At 34.6% G+C, this 15,876-nt stretch carries 19 protein-coding genes and 1 pseudogene; 14 read left to right on the top strand and 6 right to left on the bottom strand.

Annotation, left to right across the window (positions count from 1 at the left end; all coding sequences use genetic code 11):
- Positions 1-199 precede the first annotated feature (199 nt).
- On the bottom strand, positions 200-1,087 hold the full coding sequence (locus tag AAGD99_RS00325; RefSeq protein WP_341822259.1) for an aminoglycoside phosphotransferase family protein: 888 nt from the start codon (positions 1,085-1,087) through the stop codon (positions 200-202).
- A 103-nt stretch (positions 1,088-1,190) separates the two neighbouring features.
- Entirely contained in the window at positions 1,191-2,363 is a 1,173-nt protein-coding gene (gene odhB / locus AAGD99_RS00320) for a 2-oxoglutarate dehydrogenase complex dihydrolipoyllysine-residue succinyltransferase (protein WP_341822258.1), read from the bottom strand.
- Positions 2,364-2,625: 262 nt separating this feature from the next.
- Between odhB and AAGD99_RS00315 the strand changes: the two genes are divergently transcribed.
- Positions 2,626-3,333 carry a pyridoxine 5'-phosphate synthase gene (locus AAGD99_RS00315; RefSeq protein ID WP_341822257.1) on the top strand — a complete coding sequence of 236 codons (708 nt, stop codon included), beginning with the start codon at positions 2,626-2,628 and terminating at the stop codon, positions 3,331-3,333.
- On the opposite strand, the gene AAGD99_RS00310 is transcribed toward AAGD99_RS00315, so the two are convergent.
- The 3 genes from AAGD99_RS00310 to rplM form a co-directional block, all read right to left on the bottom strand.
- The gene (locus tag AAGD99_RS00310) at positions 3,326-3,637 is read right to left on the bottom strand and encodes an HU family DNA-binding protein (protein WP_341822256.1); all 312 of its coding nucleotides are present in this window, start codon (positions 3,635-3,637) and stop codon (positions 3,326-3,328) included. The two genes, AAGD99_RS00315 and AAGD99_RS00310, sit on opposite strands and share 8 nt — an antisense overlap.
- A gap of 145 nt (positions 3,638-3,782) precedes the next feature.
- Positions 3,783-4,238 carry a 30S ribosomal protein S9 gene (rpsI, locus tag AAGD99_RS00305; RefSeq protein WP_341822254.1) on the bottom strand — a complete coding sequence of 152 codons (456 nt, stop codon included), beginning with the start codon at positions 4,236-4,238 and terminating at the stop codon, positions 3,783-3,785.
- A gap of 10 nt (positions 4,239-4,248) precedes the next feature.
- Entirely contained in the window at positions 4,249-4,707 is a 459-nt protein-coding gene (gene rplM, locus AAGD99_RS00300; RefSeq protein WP_253309391.1) for a 50S ribosomal protein L13, read from the bottom strand.
- Between the two features lie 132 nt (positions 4,708-4,839).
- Between rplM and AAGD99_RS00295 the strand changes: the two genes are divergently transcribed.
- The 12 genes from AAGD99_RS00295 to AAGD99_RS00240 all read left to right on the top strand — a co-directional run bounded on the left by AAGD99_RS00295 (position 4,840) and on the right by AAGD99_RS00240 (position 14,454).
- A complete protein-coding gene (locus tag AAGD99_RS00295) occupies positions 4,840-6,063 on the top strand; it encodes a TolC family protein (protein ID WP_341822253.1) in 1,224 nt (407 codons plus the stop codon).
- A gap of 19 nt (positions 6,064-6,082) precedes the next feature.
- Positions 6,083-6,658 carry a PopZ family protein gene (locus tag AAGD99_RS00290; protein ID WP_264732275.1) on the top strand — a complete coding sequence of 192 codons (576 nt, stop codon included), beginning with the start codon at positions 6,083-6,085 and terminating at the stop codon, positions 6,656-6,658.
- Between the two features lie 76 nt (positions 6,659-6,734).
- Entirely contained in the window at positions 6,735-7,313 is a 579-nt protein-coding gene (locus AAGD99_RS00285; protein WP_264736312.1) for an RlmE family RNA methyltransferase, read from the top strand.
- Positions 7,314-8,182: 869 nt separating this feature from the next.
- A complete protein-coding gene (locus AAGD99_RS00280) occupies positions 8,183-9,004 on the top strand; it encodes an ankyrin repeat domain-containing protein (RefSeq protein WP_341822252.1) in 822 nt (273 codons plus the stop codon).
- A 170-nt stretch (positions 9,005-9,174) separates the two neighbouring features.
- A protein-coding gene (locus AAGD99_RS00275) for an IS630 family transposase (RefSeq protein WP_341822251.1) occupies positions 9,175-10,189 on the top strand; the annotation gives its coding sequence in 2 pieces (ribosomal slippage) (positions 9,175-9,639 and positions 9,641-10,189; 1,014 coding nt in all).
- Complete coding sequence (locus tag AAGD99_RS00270) at positions 10,186-10,425, top strand: hypothetical protein (protein WP_341822250.1); 240 nt, start codon at positions 10,186-10,188, stop codon at positions 10,423-10,425. Before AAGD99_RS00275 ends, AAGD99_RS00270 begins: the two co-directional genes overlap by 4 nt.
- Before the next feature lie 40 nt (positions 10,426-10,465).
- The gene (locus AAGD99_RS00265; protein ID WP_341822249.1) at positions 10,466-12,004 is read left to right on the top strand and encodes a phage tail tape measure protein; all 1,539 of its coding nucleotides are present in this window, start codon (positions 10,466-10,468) and stop codon (positions 12,002-12,004) included.
- Between the two features lie 124 nt (positions 12,005-12,128).
- Positions 12,129-12,476 (top strand): phage tail protein, encoded by a 348-nt coding sequence (locus tag AAGD99_RS00260; protein WP_341823179.1) that lies wholly within the window; start codon positions 12,129-12,131, stop codon positions 12,474-12,476.
- The gene (locus tag AAGD99_RS00255) at positions 12,473-12,682 is read left to right on the top strand and encodes a tail protein X (protein WP_341814232.1); all 210 of its coding nucleotides are present in this window, start codon (positions 12,473-12,475) and stop codon (positions 12,680-12,682) included. The genes AAGD99_RS00260 and AAGD99_RS00255 overlap by 4 nt, the downstream gene beginning before the upstream one ends.
- Positions 12,683-13,627, top strand: a complete 945-nt coding sequence (locus tag AAGD99_RS00250) for a phage tail protein (protein WP_341822248.1) — start codon at positions 12,683-12,685, stop codon at positions 13,625-13,627.
- A gap of 47 nt (positions 13,628-13,674) precedes the next feature.
- Entirely contained in the window at positions 13,675-14,187 is a 513-nt protein-coding gene (locus AAGD99_RS00245; RefSeq protein ID WP_341822246.1) for an ankyrin repeat domain-containing protein, read from the top strand.
- Positions 14,188-14,235: 48 nt separating this feature from the next.
- On the top strand, positions 14,236-14,454 hold the full coding sequence (locus AAGD99_RS00240; protein WP_341822245.1) for a hypothetical protein: 219 nt from the start codon (positions 14,236-14,238) through the stop codon (positions 14,452-14,454).
- On the opposite strand, the pseudogene AAGD99_RS00235 reads toward AAGD99_RS00240, so the two are convergent.
- Positions 14,445-14,951 (bottom strand): annotated as a pseudogene (locus tag AAGD99_RS00235) (phospholipase D family protein); the annotation flags it as partial. The gene AAGD99_RS00240 and the pseudogene AAGD99_RS00235 sit on opposite strands and share 10 nt — an antisense overlap.
- Between AAGD99_RS00235 and AAGD99_RS00230 the strand changes: the two are divergent.
- Positions 14,950-15,837 (top strand): patatin-like phospholipase family protein, encoded by an 888-nt coding sequence (locus AAGD99_RS00230; RefSeq protein ID WP_341822243.1) that lies wholly within the window; start codon positions 14,950-14,952, stop codon positions 15,835-15,837. The pseudogene AAGD99_RS00235 and the gene AAGD99_RS00230 overlap by 2 nt on opposite strands.
- The last annotated feature ends 39 nt before the right edge of the window (positions 15,838-15,876 follow it).

Raw genomic sequence — 15,876 nt, 5'->3', positions numbered from 1 at the left:
TTACTAAATGCAGCCTACAGCAATGACATATTAGATTTGGGAAATCTTTTCAAATTAAGAACCTATCACAGGCATTGTTTAGTTTGCTGAAAATAGTTGTTCGTTTAAGTTGTTAGTTATGCTAGATTAAGAGTAATTCACTTGAGAACAGCAAAGAAAGGTAGGTATGCAAAAATAGGACTGAAAATCTTTGGTTAAACTAAGCTTCTTCATTTAGAATTTCATTAATAATTTTCTGTTGTTTCATAACTTCTGTTGTCTTCCAGTCGCGCATTGTAATTAGTGCCTTCCATAAAGCCCAGCCGCTTGCTCTGGCCCACGTGTCTGGATCTAAACATAGATGTGACTTGAAGATTCTCCGATTTTCGTTGTTCAAAAGTGTCCAGGCAATTACCAAGTCACAGGCTGGATCGCCGACACCCACACATCCAAAATCGATTACAGCAGCTACACATCCATCTTTCGCTAGGATATTCCCGCTTGCAAAGTCACCATGAATCCATACTGGATTCTTGTTCCATCTTGAGCTTATAGCTTTTTCCCAAAAGGACATTATAGTTCTAGCATCAATAAAACCTTGCAATTCCTTAATGGCCGATCTTACCTCTGTGTCATAGACTGATACGTGATCGCCGCGCCAGAAGTTATGGAGTCCAGGATTAGGGCCTCCTTTAACATCAATTTTATGTAACTCATTCAAAAATTGTGCAAGCTGAGAAGCAATAATCTGTAAATCCAGATCATCTATAGACAATGCATTTATGCTTTCCCCTTCGATCCACTTATATATTGACCAATTCCAGGGATAATGCTTTGATGGTTGTCCCATTGCAAGTGGCTTAGGAATAGAAAATGACAAATGTGGTGCAAGTACCTCAAGCCATTTTTGCTCCTTTAGAACTTGTAGCGCATAATCTTCTGCGCTTGGTAGCCTGATCAACATCTCTTCACCCAAGCGAAAAGTTCTATTGTCTATACCACTGAGTTCAACAGGTTTGATCTCTAAGTGAGCCCACTTTGGAAATTGCTGTGCAACAAGTTCGGTAACAAGTAATAACCAAGAGCGACTATCAATTTTTGATGCCATTTGCCGATTTTTCCTATTTTACCATCCGCCTTAGAAACCTTCTGATTCTAGAAAAACTTGCTTGTCATTTTTAATTGCTGACATTGTTTAAGTTAATACCAATTTACACTTCCAAAACTAATCTATTTGGATCTTCTATATAATTTTTTATTTTAACAAGGAAAGTCACTGCTCCTTTGCCATCCACTATTCTGTGGTCGTAAGAGAGGGCGATATACATCATAGGTCTGATTTCTACTGCATTACCCACGGCAACTGGCCTGTTTTGTATTGAATGCATTCCAAGTATTCCAGATTGCGGAGGGTTTATTATCGGAGTGGAAAGAAGCGAACCGTATACTCCGCCGTTTGAAATAGTAAATGTTGCACCTTCCATTTCTGATACTTGTAATTTGCCTTCTCGTGCTTTTTTGCCAAGAGCAACTAAAGTCAACTCAATTTCTGCAAATGACATCTGATCAGCATTTCGAATAACTGGTACAACAAGACCTTTATCGGTGCCAACAGCAACACCTATGTCATAGTAATGTTTATATATGATCTCATCGCCTGAGATCTCAGCGTTAATTTCAGGGATCTCTTTCAGTGCTTGCACCGCTGCCTTTATAAAAAACGACATAAAACCAAGTTTTATTCCATATTTTTTTTCAAAAGTGTCCTTATATTTTGCTCTTAGATCCATGACATTTTTCATGTCAATTTCATTGAACGTGGTCAGTATTGCAGCAGTATTTTGCGATGCCTTCAAACGAGCAGCAATTACTTGTCTTATTTTGCTCATTTTTACTCGTTCCTCTCTTTGCTCTCCACTCACTACACTTTTTGGCAATTCGTATTGTTTTATTGCAGGCTGTTCTGCTTTGTTCATGTGGCCTATCACATCTGCCTTTGTTACTCTGCCTCCCATGCCAGTTCCTTTGACACTTTCTGCATTAATTGCATTTTCTTCCATAATTTTGCGAGCTGATGGAGCATCTTTTTTAGCAGAACTTTCGCTTTTATCTTCTTTTCTCGCTTCCTCTTTTACTTCCCCCACGGAAAACTTCGCTAACAATTGATCAGGACTTATTACATCATCTTCCTTTACGAGAAATTCAGTTATTTGCCCTGAAGCTTCTGCAGTTAATTCGAGTGCTGTTTTGTCAGTCTCAATTTCAAAGATCAAGTCATCTACTTTTACTGCTTCTCCAATATTTTTCTTTATTTTTACTATACCTTCCGTAACTGACTCACCACCAAGAGTTTTTGGCGCTCTGATTTCTATAATTTTGCTCATAAAACAACTTCCGTATAAAACTTTCTATAGATTTATACATGAAAAGAGACATGTAATAAACTAATAAATTCATTGAGGCTTTTATCATTTAGAAGTGACAAACGGATAATATACTCCCAAATGTCATTCCAGCGCGTGATGCTAGGCCATCTTGACACATTTCGCCAACCCCGTCTCTCGGCTATGGTATTGCTAATCAAACAATGACTATGCAAAAGACCTAATAACATGTATAATCCATAAATAATTTTTGAGGTAGATTGTGAAACTAGGTGTTAATATTGATCACGTTGCAACCCTCCGCAACGCACGCGGAACTTCCTACCCAGATCTATTGAAAGCAGCAGAAATAGCCATTGACGCTGGAGCAGACTTTATTACTGTACACTTACGAGAAGATAGAAGGCATATTAGAGATGAAGACGTATTTAACCTAAAAAAAAGCATTAGCACTGAGCTAAATCTTGAAATTGCAGCCACGGAAGAAATGCTTGAAATAGCAAAAAAGGTAAAACCCTATTCGATTAGTATAGTACCAGAAAAAAGAGAAGAATTAACAACCGAAGGTGGCCTGGATATCATTAATATGCACAGCAAACTTTCTAGTATAATAGAGGAAATGCATAGCTCTAGCATAAAAGTCTCACTGTTTATCGATCCAAATATTAATCAACTAAAATATCTTGAGAAGCTAGAGATAAAACCTGACATAATAGAAATTCACACAGGGGATTACTGTGATAATCCATCAGAGAAAAAGTTACAGTTAATTACTAATGCTGCAGAGTACGTCAATAAATTAGGAATAGAATGCCACGCAGGACATGGCATAACTTATAAACACGCTAAGAAGATGACAAGAATACCTCATATCTCAGCTCTTAACATAGGCCACTATTTAATTAGCGAAGCTGTATTTTATGGCTTACACAGCGTAGTAAAAACAATGAAAATGATAATGTCTAACTAACTGCTGCTTTTTCCTTCTCATTTAAAATACTTAAAAGAGTTTGGCTTGCTTTAAATTTTACCCTTATCTTTTCAGGAACAGTCATGATCTCACCATTTTGGGGGTTACGACATTGTTTCTCCTGACTTATAGCAGTAGAAAATGTTCCTATTCCATGCAAACGTATTTCACCTTTCCCATGCAGCTCATCCTTTATTATTTTAATAAACGCATCATGAATCTTGCTCAAATCAGATTTTGTTATATCTATATTCTGACCAGAACAATCTTCCTTTAATTGTTTTATTATATCTTCTTTACTCATAAATTACCTTAATATTGAAAAATCACACAAATAGCATATTATGTTGACACCGATAGTCAACTAAATTCATCACAAAAATAGAGGATATTATACACTTTTGCAAATATTTGTATAATACTTACAAAAAAACACCACTATGAAATAACTATCTCTTAGAAAATTGACACTTTTTCCGAGCTTTATGTTGACCATATTTCTTACGTTCAACAACACGCGAATCTCTAGTTAAGAACTCACCATTACGTAATATAGAATGCAAATCTTGGCTTACACTACTTAAAGCTCTGCTTATTCCATGAGCTAGAGCACCTGCTTGACCAGATAGCCCTCCACCCTTTACAGTTGCGAATACATCATATTTGTCTAACGTAGAAGTTGCTACAAATGGCATTTTCACTATTTGGCACACTGACTCTCTTTTAAAATAAGAAATTAGATCGCCTTTTTTGTTAACACTAAATTTTCCACTTCCCGGCTTTATCCATACTCTTGCTGCAGATTCTTTTCTTCGGCCTGTAGCATATAAACGACCAAGCGAATCAACTGCTGATTTAATTGTCTTTTCTGACCAATCATTATTATTTATTATAGAACTCTTCATTTTTACTCCATTACTTTTTATTTTTACGATTCAAAGAGGCAAAATCTATCTTTTCAGGTTGCTGCCCTTGATGCTTATGCTCTGAACCAGAATAAACATACAAATTTTCAAAGCGTCTACGCGCCATAGGGCCATCATCAAGCATCCTTTTCACTGCCATTTTTATTACACGCTCAGGAAATTTGCCATTTAAAATATTATCTGGAGTAGTTTTCTTCAAACCACCAGAATAACCTGTATGCTTATAGTAAATTTTATCTTTAAGCTTCTTCCCGGTAAAATGCACCTTTTCTGCGTTGATAATAATTACATTATCGCCACAATCCATATGAGGTGTATACTCAGGTTTATGCTTTCCACGCAATAGTGTCGCTACAAATGCTGCAAGCCTTCCTACCACTAATCCTTCTGCATCTATGACAAACCATTTTTTGTCGATTTGTTTCTCTTTTAAGAAAAAAGTTTTCATTGTAATTTAACTAAACAATAGTAAGCTACTATATACTTAATTTCTCAATAGTGTCAACAATATTAGTTATTGATTATTAAAGTAATTTATGTTAGTAATTGAGCTGCGCAACCAATATGCACAGGAAGTAGAATGTTTCGATTGATTATTACACTTGCAATCATTTTTGGTACTATAAGTTGCTATGCAACCGATGTGGGAGAAGTTATAAGCAAAGCGATCAAAAATAGCTCAAAAATAAAGTCTCAATTTTACCAATATAAAAGCGCAGAAAAACAGCTTAAGTCTTCTGGGTTAGCTGGATTTTTACCTGACATTAGTTTGCAGTACAATTTCAATAGTAACTTTAATCTTGATACATCTGAAAAAAACCTTACATTGCGCCAGAAATTAATCGATGGCGGTGGCACCTTTGCCACATTCAGTCGATCAAGTCATCTTCTCAAAGCAGAAAAAATGCGATTTCAGCAATTAAAACAAGAGGTTGCACTTAATGCTGTGAAAGCATATGTTGGTGTTTTACAAAAGACAGAAATATTAAAGCTCAGAGAACATAAAGAACGCGTTTCTTTGGAACATTTGTCAGCTATGAAAAAACGCTTTTCCCTTGGAGAAGTTACTAACGCTGAAGTTTTGCTAGCAAAAGCAAAATTTTCGTCTTCTATATCCGAAAGAGTTGATGCTGAAGGTAAATTAAAATTGGCAAATATTGCTTATTATCATTTGATTGGCGAAGATGCTGATGACCTTTCTGAAGCTAATGATAAACTACCTTCTGTCCCAGAGCTAAATGAATGTTTACAATTAGCAAAAACCAATAATTTATCTCTAAAAGCAGCAGTTTATCAAAAAAGAGCAGCCGGAATGGAAGTGATCGCTGAAAGCTCCAAGTGGCTTCCTTCTTTAAATCTAAGCGCAAGCAAAAATTTTGGGAAGGATGGTGTAAAATTAGACAAGCTATTAGAAAATGTTCATATAGTTTTTACTCTTGATGTTCCAATCTTTAAAAAAGGAGCGAATGCTTTTGGTGTCAGTAAAGCTAAAATGGATGCAAAAAAATCTACCTACGATTATTATGAAACGGTAAAAAATATAGAACAAGCAGTTGTAAATGCTTGGAATAATGTGCTAACAGCAAAAGCCATTATTAAAGCAAGTCAAGAAGCGGAAAAAGCAGCAGCTTTAGCATTGGAAGGAGTTGAGCAAGAGGTAAACTTAAGTTTAAAGAGTACATCTGACCTTTTGGACACTGAAGATGCATTATTTAAAGCACGTTCAGACTTAGTTGAAGCAAAAAGCAATTATGTAACTAGTGTTTATAATTTGCTTTTTATAATAAATAGTATAAATCTCTAAATTTAATGGTATTAGCACTATGCATGATGAACAAGGCAATCAATCTGTAAAGGATATTCTAGAAGATATAAAAAAAGCTATATCGGGTAAAAACGCAAGTAACGATAAAGCAGAAATAAAGGATGAAAATGATGATGTGCTATGCCTTGAAGAAGAGTATCCAGAAGACATGGAAGAAGATGGCAAAAAAGAAAATGGTAAAGAAGAGAACATTGATAATGATGACCAAAGTGAGGAAATGGCTTGCAACAACAACCAATTTAATGGCCATAGCTACAATTCAGAAGAAAAAAAAGACATTGATTTGTACGATAATATCCAAATGAGTAATAACAAAGCGAGTAATAGCGGCTTACAAGCGCAAAATAATGATCATCTAGTTTTAAAAGAGAATATGGAAGAGATCAAAGCGCTGCTTGGAAAAATGCAAAACGAATTGCAGCATAAACAACAAAAAAGAGCGAATCTTACTGTTGAAGAATTAGTTACATCTCTTTTAAAACCTCAGCTCTCAGAATGGCTGAATAAATATCTACATGCACTGGTAAAAGAAGTAGTTGAAAAAGAGCTCAAAGATATAATCAATAATAAGTAGGGTATTAGCAATAAAAACTAGAGTAAAGACGGCTAGAGGCAGAAAACTATCTTCAACAAGGTGGCTACATCGTCATTTGAATGATCAGTATGTGCGAAAAACTAGCAAGGATGGTTATAGGTCACGCTCAGCATATAAGCTGGTAGAAATGGATAATAAATTTAAATTATTCCAAGAAGGGCAAAAAATTATTGATCTTGGTGCTTCTCCTGGTGGATGGTCACAAGTCGCGTCTCAGAAAGGTGCAAATGTAGTTGCTCTTGACATGAAACCAATGAACGCAATTAATGGAGTAGAGTTTATACAATGTGATATTATCAATGGGCTTGAAATTTTAAGAGAAAAATTCAAGGATCAAAAATTTGATGTAATTTTATCTGACATGGCGCCCGAATCTTGTGGTTTAAAATCGTTGGATCATATCAGAATTATGCTTTTATGTGAGGCAGCGCTCAATTTTGCAAAGCATTTCTTGAGCCATGGTGGCACGTTTGTAGTAAAAATTTTCCAAGGAGAATCTGATAAAGATTTTTGTAACGAGCTAAAAAAAATGTTTAAAACAGTAAAATATTTTAAACCAAAGTCAAGTAGATCTGAATCTACAGAAATGTATTTGGTAAGTTTAGGCTTTATTGGCAGCAGACCTCCTATATAATATTAACCCAGGTAGCCCGCAGAAGTGAAAAAACTTCCTTGACAAACTCCGCTAGCCCCCTTATCATGAAACTGAAGCTATTTATTTATCTTCTCTGTACAGATTAAATGACAAAAAAACTCACGTATCTGGCGTCTCATGTTTAATTTTTTGCACTATGTGCACCTTATGTCTTTATCAAATTTCTAGGTTTTTACCTATACAAGCTGAAATACGCTATTTAAAACATCAAAAAACGCCAACTTAAAAAATGGATAGTGAATAATTAGCTACCCTAGGGTTTCTTTTGCCTTTTTTTCTGTTTAGTAAATTTCTTAATGTTTATAATTTAGATTAGTTGCGGCTTAAAAGCAACTGAATCGCGGTTATTAAACGTTTAGAATAAAAAAACGCCATACTTGAAAGTATAATGTAAGTAATTAGCCAACCACGGGGCTTCTTTTGCCTTTTTTTCTACTTGGTAAATTTCTTAATGTTTGTAGCTAAACGACAATCGTCATCCCGCTGCTTGTTAGCGGGATCTATGCTAAGGAGATACCGCGGCGGTATGACGGGTTAAGTAGGGTGTCATTCCAGTGCTCCTTTTTTTGTCATCCCAGTGCGTGACACTGGGATCTAGCCTTTATTATTTGGTTGTCTTCTGGATTCCAGTGTCAGCTACTTTCATGACATCATCATAAAGTAAAATGAGATCCCAGTGTCACGCACTGGGATGACAGAAGAAGGTGCTGGGATGACAGGGGAGTTGAATGACAACGAATTGGAAGAAAATGTTTATGACTAATTTTTAGATCAAACATCGAATTTCGACAAACTTAACTTTTTTGTGAGACTATTCAGCAATAATAAATAAATTGAGAGGAAAGGTTATGGTAATAGAAAAGGAAAAGTTTTTTGAAATAATACGCAATGTGAGTGAGAGTGAAGGTTTGAATAAGGATAATTTGCTTGAAAGACTAGGGAGTAAGCTAAAAGGTGTAAACCCAGAAGCATATAGCACTTATAACAATTTGAAGATAGATAAGCTATTCATGATACAAGATTTAGATAAAATTGCAAGTTACACATTGTTACATCTTGCTGTGGAATGTAACAGTGTACCAATAGTAAAACTCCTACTAGAAAAGAAAGTAAAAGTTGATGAACAAATATCGGGTGATTTTAATTCTAAATTCACTGCTTTGCACATTGCTGCTTTGCATGGTCATCAAGAGATGGTTCAGCTTTTATTAGATGCTAATGCAAATCCTTCACTAAAAGATAGTCAAGGCCGAACTCCAAGAGATATGGTTAGCAATATACCAAATAAGGATATCATAGTAGAAATGTTAAAGGAAGGAGAACAACGTTATGCTGAGGCAAGAAAGAAAAGACTAACTTATGGACAAGGCACTTTACTGCAGCCTAATAATAAAACTCCAGGAAATTTAGCTGTGGGCGGAAATAAAATAACTGCTGCAGTGCAAGCATGGAATGCAAAAGGTCAGGGAGAGAACAATGGAACTACACCAAACAACAGAAAAATCTATGTACAAAATGAGAATGAACAGACTTCTTCAAACTCAATCATTAATGAAAACAATACAGACAAAGTAGGTGATACATTAGAAAGAGAACAGGCTAAAAGAGATGCTGTGGCGCAAAAGTTGCAAGAGGCAGAAAACGATTTGCCAATAATCGGAAGTGCATAGAACAACCCGGTCATAATCAACATTCGGAACAATACGGTGCTACATATAATGGTGAACAGACCTCTTTAGATTTGACTACTGATGAAAGTAGTAATACCAATTCCTAAAAATAAATAGACGAATAAAGAAAAATTTCTAAAATAGAATAATTTAAGAATTAGTGGGGAGTTATGGCAGGAAAAAGTAAAGCAATAGGAGAAGAATTATATAATAAGTGTAACCTGGAATTAAAGAAGCACGGCATAAGAGGAGAGATAGGAAGAAGATTACAGGCAATAATATCTGCAAAAGAATATGGAATAACAAAAGTTGTTCAAATATACCGAATTACTAGAACTACATTGATGAAGTGGATTACAAGATTTAAGGAAGGAGGAGTCAATGCGTTTAAAATACAACCAGGACGTGGAGTAAAGCCGAAGTTGAGCTACAAGCAGCAAGAAGAAATTAAAAATGTCATAGCAGAAGAAGGAGCCAACCTAACGGCTAAGAAATTAAAAATCATAATTGAGAAAATGTTTTCTATTGAGGTAAGTAAGTCTACAGCACATAGACTGATGCAAAAGTTAGGTTTTTCGTATATTACTCCAAGGCCTGTGCACAATAAACAGGATAAAAATAAACAAGAAGAGTTTAAAAAAAAATCTTAATGAAACTATTGTCACGTATCCCGAAAAAGAGCTATTTTTCTTCGATGAGTCGCGGTTTGGCACACATTCAAAGATTGGACACGGGTGGTTTAAAAAAGGCATTAGGACACAGGTTAAGGTAAAATTAGGTAGGCAAAACTTTTATCTCTATAGTGCAGTTAATCCTAGAAATGGAGAGAGTTCTAGCTTATTCGTACCAAACGTCAATACTGATTGTATGAATATATTCCTTGAGCAGATGTCACAATATTTAGGAACAAGGGAGGCATTTCTTGTTGTGGATTGTGCAGGATGGCATAGATCCAAAGGTTTAAAAATACCACAAAATATTACCTTAATCTATTTACCTCCATATTCACCAGAGTTAAATCCAGTAGAGCGTTTATGGCAATATTTGAAAGACAATCTCATTAAAAATAGAATATATGACTCTGTTAGTTTATTGGAGGATACTGTATGTGCATTCATTCGTAATATTACGGAAAGTTCGATCAAAACCATTTGTTCTGTGAGTTATTTGCCTACTTATTTATGAGATTTGGTATAACAAATTTAGAGGGGTTTTCCTCTAGTATTAACTCAAGTCTTAATAATGCAGACTGGCTAACTAAACGTGATATTATTAGAACGTTAGTTAAGCGAATTGAGATTAATTTTGAGGATGTAAACATCGTGTTTAGAGTAAAAGAGCTTCCAGACTCTTTTCATATGGAGAAAAATCAATGCTTGCAATGTTGTTGTAGGGGTAGGTGGTGGTCAACTTGGTATTGACAAAAATGACCTTATTAAGTTTACAACAGTAGTTGCTAAAATGACCACAGCGTTTGATATGTCGGCAGAAGAAGCTGGTAATGCTATTGCGAAAATATCCAATGTCTATGGAATTAAAGTTGATGGTATGGAAAATGTAGGTAACATAATAAACCATCTTTCAGATAATACTGCTGCTAAAGCAAAAGAAATGGTTCTTACGCTGAATAGAATTGGCGGTAATGCTAAACAGTTTGGTTTAGAAATTGATCAAGCAAGTAGCTTAGCAAGTGCATTCATAAGCTTAGGTAAACAACCTGAAAAAGCAGCAACTGCTATAAATAACTTTCTTAGTAAACTGCAGACTGCAAGAGAGCAAAGTCCTGAATTTCACGATGCATTAGATGAGATGGGAACAAGTATAGAAGAGCTCGAACAAACTATTAAAAAAAATCCTCAAGAGGCAATATTACAATTCCTTGAAACTTTAAAAAAAATAGATGATCAAGAGCGTGCCGGTATTCTTATGAATTTGTTTGGCTCTGGGTTTCAAGATGACATTGCTCTTTTAGTAGGAAGCTTAGACATTTACAAGAAAGCTATTGAACATTTAGCTGATAAAGAAAAATATAACGCTTCAATGCAGGACGAATTTAACAATCGTGCAAATACTACAGCTAATAAATTACAATTACTTAAAAATGCAATAGTTGAAGCTGGAATGAATCTAGGGTCAGTAATGTTACCTACTTTAAATTATGTAGCTGGAAGTTTAAAAGCAATAACAGAGCGTATAGCTTCTTTTGCAGAAAAACATCCAACTTTAACTACGGCAATCATGAGTACTTTAGCAGCTTTGATAAGTTTAAAAATTGCAGCAGTAGGACTAGGATACGGATTTACATTGCTAGGAAGTACGATTTTTAGTCTGAAAGCAAACCTACTTGGAGTATTTTCATTTTTATCAGCTACAGTTTTTCCTGCAGTAATAACAGGACTAAGAGCAATAACACTCGCTGTAATGAGTAACCCTATAGGACTTTTAATAGCAAGTCTTGTCACTGGTGCAGCTCTTGTTATCACTAATTGGCAAAAAGTGAAAGACTTTTTCTCTAGCTTTTGGAAATCGATAATAAAAACCATAGAAGAAGCTTTTTCATGGATAGGGGAAAGTGTATTTGGAAAAGTATTGGGGAATAGCCCACTGAAAGAGTTTGAAAAAAGAAAAAGTATTGTTACTGAAATAAAAGCAGTACATACTCCCCTAAAGAGTAATATTCTCAACAGTGGAAATCCTTTGCTAGGTAACAGTATAATTAAAGAATTTTCCAAGAGAAATCAGAATAGCTTCAGAATCAAAAGCCTTACTGAGGAGAAAAAGTTTACAGAGAGCGATAATAATAAGATATTTGCAGATTTTGCAAGGAGTAAATTTGAAAATAAAGAACAAAATAAAACTCAGAACATCACTAATAATTACACTATCGGCATCAAAGCAGAGCCAAATCAAGATGTTCGTAGTCTTGCAGATGAAGTAATAAAAAGGATAAGAGAAAAATCACGTGATGTTTTATTTGATACAGTAGAGACGTTTTATTGATCAACTATGTTTTTAAAAATTTTTTATTTGTGTAATTTTGCAAATTATATAGGCAATAAAAACCCGTGTGTCATAGAAATAAAATTTTATATCAAACAGCTACCACCTGCTTAAGTCAATGAATATGTTATCTCTTGGTCCATATAAATTTACTCTGATAAGTTTGAAGTATAGTAAAGAAAATCGTTGGAGTGTAATTGAATGCATCGATAAAATGCCGTCACTACAAAATATTGGTCAAGGAGTGGAAACTATAGACTTAGAGGGAATAACTTATCTTCATAACCCTGGAAATTTGAGTCAATTAAATAGTGCAAAAGAAGCAGAAGAACCTCACACTTTGGTTGATAACATGGGAAATGTTTTGGGACAGTTTGTGATTACAAGATTAGAAGAAAAGCAAACATCATTTCTCCCTTGTGGATTTCCAAGAAAAGTTGAATTTAGTTTGAGTTTGAAAAGCTATAGATGACTATATATTACTTAACTAAAGAAGGAGAAATGCTAGATCTGATTTGCTGGAAACATTACGGATTTACTGATGGAGTAGTGGAATTAGTACTAGCAGAGAACTTAGGTTTGGCAGAATACGGAAGCTTTTTACCTGCTGGATTAAAGATAAAGCTTCCTACTATTAAGAAAACAGTACAAAAGTCAAAATTAAAGGTCTGGGAATAAATGCAGCCAGATTTTATAATAGATAAATGTGAATCAATTAAAGATAGAGTTATATCATTGCGCCTCACAGATGAATCTGGGACAATAGACGATGTAGTTGAAGTGTATGTTGATTACAGAGATGAAAACTTAAATATCCCAGATGAATTGAATATTTCTTTAGGGTATAGGGAAATCGGAGTGACGCCCATGGGTGTATATACAATTAATGAAATTACAGTACAGAGTCCACCTAAAACCTTACTAATAAAGGCTCATGCAACAAATTTAAGACTATCATTAAAGGAAAAAGTATCTAAAGAATGGCATCAAATTACTCTAGGTAACTTGGTTAAGGAAATAGCAGAAAAGCATGGATATAGATGCAGAGTTGCAGAAGAATTTGAAAATGTGTTGATTCCACATATTAACCAAATAGAAGAAAGTGATATAAGTTTATTAACAAAAATAGCAATAGAATACGGAGCAATGGCAAAACTAGCTGGCGGATACATACTCTTTATTCCAAAAGGTAAAGCAAAATCGGCAACTGGAAAAGCTTTAGGAACAACAGCTATTAGAACTCAAGATACGATAAATTGGAAAGTGCATTTTACTGTGAGTAGGTACAACTCAGTGGTTGTAAAATGGCATAGCTATGAAAGGGGTGAAACTATATCAGAAACAGTTGGCTCTGGTAGTCCAAGTTATACTATACAAACACTTTACTCTAATGTAGAATCAGCACTAAGTGCAGCAAATACTAAGTTAAAACAACTAAAGCGAAATAATGCAGTATTGGATATCACCATGCCTGGTAATCCAGAACTATTTGCAGAGGCGAAACTTAGCTTGTTAGGTTTTCATCAAGATATAGACGGTGAATGGATAATTGACAGAGCAGAACACGTATTAGATGGTTCAGGTTATCGCACTATGTTATCAGCATCTATCAGTAAACGTTAAAGGAAAATCAGTAAAACAAATGTTTAATGTTGAAAAAAGTATTGAATATGAATAGAGACTCAAGAAATAAGCTACATTTTTGGTGGTGTATAACAATGATAATATGTGTTGTTATTACCTATTGCTACATGAAAGCAAAAGCTACAGATCATTATAAAACAATATTACGAACTGCTTCTCAAAATTGTAACTTAGAAGTAGTAAAATTTTCAGCAAATAACCTATTAGATATTAATACACAGATTCCCGAATTAACGGCATTACATTATGCATCTGGTGCAGGATGTGTGGAGGTTATTAAATTTCTAATAGAGAAAGGAGCTGATATAAACACAGCAAAATATGAAAGATGGACAGCCTTACATTCTGCTGCATACAGAGGAAATTTAGAAACAATTAGGTTTTTATTAGACAAAGGTGCAGACCCTACCATTAGAGACACAGATGGGAAAACGCCAAGAAAAGTTGCTATACTAGGATCAAGGCACAACAAAGATAAACCTTACAGAGAAATTATTAAGCTACTTGCAAATGCTGAGGAACAGCATAAATCAAAATAGTAGTTACTAAAGTAGCTATCCATAATAAACTCACATTTTTAAATCATTATGCAAAATCAAAAAATCCCAATTACGGTAATTATTACCATATTAATCCAAACAGTAGCAATCATATGGTGGTTATCCAAGCTAGACTCAAGGGTACAATTTCACGATAAACTTATTGAATATGGTTTAATGGAAAAAGTGTTAGTACTTGAGGAAAGGGTGAAAAATCTTTCTGAGGAATTAGATGAATTCAAAGATAACTTAAAGTCTGGTGTATAATGCTTAGACTGCGATTGGCGATTTTTCCAATTTTTGACGTATTGTTCAACTAGTGGAGAATCTCCTGTTATGATCAGTAGGTTTTCAGCATTTCTTTGCTGAGCGGCATCTGAAAAGTTAAATGATCCGGTTATGATTTTTTGCTCATCAATAATAATTACCTTGCTATGAGCAATAGCGGGTTTAAAGTCAATCCATATCGGAATTTTGTGCTCAAATAATTCGTTAATTACACTATGTTTTGAACTAGTTTGTGATTCATCTAGGATAACCTTAATATCAACTCCACGCTTTTTAGCTTGAACCAAGGATTCAGCAATAGGCTTTGAGGTAAATTGGTATGCCTGAACCAACACGGATTTTTTAGCATGATCCACGGAATCAATTATTAGGTTGGTGCAATTTTCTCTAGGAGTGAAACATACAGTAGTACTTGGACAAGAAACACAACCTGATAAAAGAGAACAAGTTAATAAAATCATTAAATATCTAAACATGACTAAATATATCCTTTCAGTTGACGGCGGAGGCATAAGAGGAATAATACCAACAATAATATTAGCAGAAATAGAAAAAAGAACAAGAAGAACTATAGCTGAAATCTTTCACTTAATGGCAGGAACCTCAACCGGTGGAATTGTTATAGCAGGATTATGTAAAAAAGATAAACAAGGAAACCCTCAATATTCAGCCAATGATTTAGTTGAATTTTACCAAAAATACGGGTCATATATTTTTAAATCTTCATTTTTAAGAAGATCAATATTTTCTTGGCTTAATTGCGCACAATACCCACATAAAAATATTGAATCTGTGCTGGATAAGTACTTTGGTGAAGATGCTCTACAAAACACTTTAAGTAAGGTACTGATTACAAGTTACGATATTCATAACAACTATCCTTTCTTTTTTAAGAGCTGGAGAGAAGATAGAAATTTTATCAAATTGAAAGATGCATTACGAGCTACAACTGCTGCACCTACTTACTTTGCACCTAAATATCTTAAAATCAACCAAAAGGAAATGGTATTAGTGGATGGCGGGGTATTTGCCAATAATCCAGCGGCTTGTGCATATGCAAGTGGTAAGAGGTTATTTCCAAATGATGATATTCTACTGTTATCGATAGGTACTGGAAGAACAGATAGAAGCATAGAGTATGCCAATTCAAAGAGATTTGGAAAAATAGGCTGGATAAAACCACTAATACATGTGATGTTTTCTTCAAGTTTAGATGCAGTAAACTATCAACTTAATCAAGTTATAGCTGATAAATATATACGTATACAATCGCAATTAAAAATAGCATCACCTGATATGGATAATATTATACCAAACTTCGTTATTGGGAAGACAAATAGAATATACGATAAATTCACTTAAACCTCCAGTTATAGGCGGAAAGCACTCTTTTTCATTTGT

Source organism: Wolbachia endosymbiont (group A) of Clivina fossor (assembly GCF_964026865.1).
GTDB lineage: Bacteria > Pseudomonadota > Alphaproteobacteria > Rickettsiales > Anaplasmataceae > Wolbachia.
The sequence above is the reverse complement of the archived record's forward strand: the minus strand, read 5'-3'. Positions and strand labels throughout refer to the sequence as shown.

Bases quoted from the DNA above. Each gene is read 5' to 3' on its own strand.
- AAGD99_RS00245 (WP_341822246.1), top strand. From the start codon at position 13,675: ATGAATAGAGACTCAAGAAATAAGCTACATTTTTGGTGGTGTATAACA.
- AAGD99_RS00280 (WP_341822252.1), top strand. From the start codon at position 8,183: ATGGTAATAGAAAAGGAAAAGTTTTTTGAAATAATACGCAATGTGAGT.
- AAGD99_RS00325 (WP_341822259.1), bottom strand. From the start codon at position 1,087: ATGGCATCAAAAATTGATAGTCGCTCTTGGTTATTACTTGTTACCGAA.
- AAGD99_RS00290 (WP_264732275.1), top strand. From the start codon at position 6,083: ATGCATGATGAACAAGGCAATCAATCTGTAAAGGATATTCTAGAAGAT.
- AAGD99_RS00255 (WP_341814232.1), top strand. From the start codon at position 12,473: ATGACTATATATTACTTAACTAAAGAAGGAGAAATGCTAGATCTGATT.
- AAGD99_RS00230 (WP_341822243.1), top strand. From the start codon at position 14,950: ATGACTAAATATATCCTTTCAGTTGACGGCGGAGGCATAAGAGGAATA.
- AAGD99_RS00260 (WP_341823179.1), top strand. From the start codon at position 12,129: ATGTTATCTCTTGGTCCATATAAATTTACTCTGATAAGTTTGAAGTAT.
- AAGD99_RS00270 (WP_341822250.1), top strand. From the start codon at position 10,186: ATGAGATTTGGTATAACAAATTTAGAGGGGTTTTCCTCTAGTATTAAC.
- odhB (WP_341822258.1), bottom strand. From the start codon at position 2,363: ATGAGCAAAATTATAGAAATCAGAGCGCCAAAAACTCTTGGTGGTGAG.
- AAGD99_RS00240 (WP_341822245.1), top strand. From the start codon at position 14,236: ATGCAAAATCAAAAAATCCCAATTACGGTAATTATTACCATATTAATC.
- AAGD99_RS00295 (WP_341822253.1), top strand. From the start codon at position 4,840: ATGTTTCGATTGATTATTACACTTGCAATCATTTTTGGTACTATAAGT.
- rpsI (WP_341822254.1), bottom strand. From the start codon at position 4,238: ATGAAGAGTTCTATAATAAATAATAATGATTGGTCAGAAAAGACAATT.
- AAGD99_RS00250 (WP_341822248.1), top strand. From the start codon at position 12,683: ATGCAGCCAGATTTTATAATAGATAAATGTGAATCAATTAAAGATAGA.
- AAGD99_RS00310 (WP_341822256.1), bottom strand. From the start codon at position 3,637: ATGAGTAAAGAAGATATAATAAAACAATTAAAGGAAGATTGTTCTGGT.
- AAGD99_RS00265 (WP_341822249.1), top strand. From the start codon at position 10,466: ATGACCACAGCGTTTGATATGTCGGCAGAAGAAGCTGGTAATGCTATT.
- rplM (WP_253309391.1), bottom strand. From the start codon at position 4,707: ATGAAAACTTTTTTCTTAAAAGAGAAACAAATCGACAAAAAATGGTTT.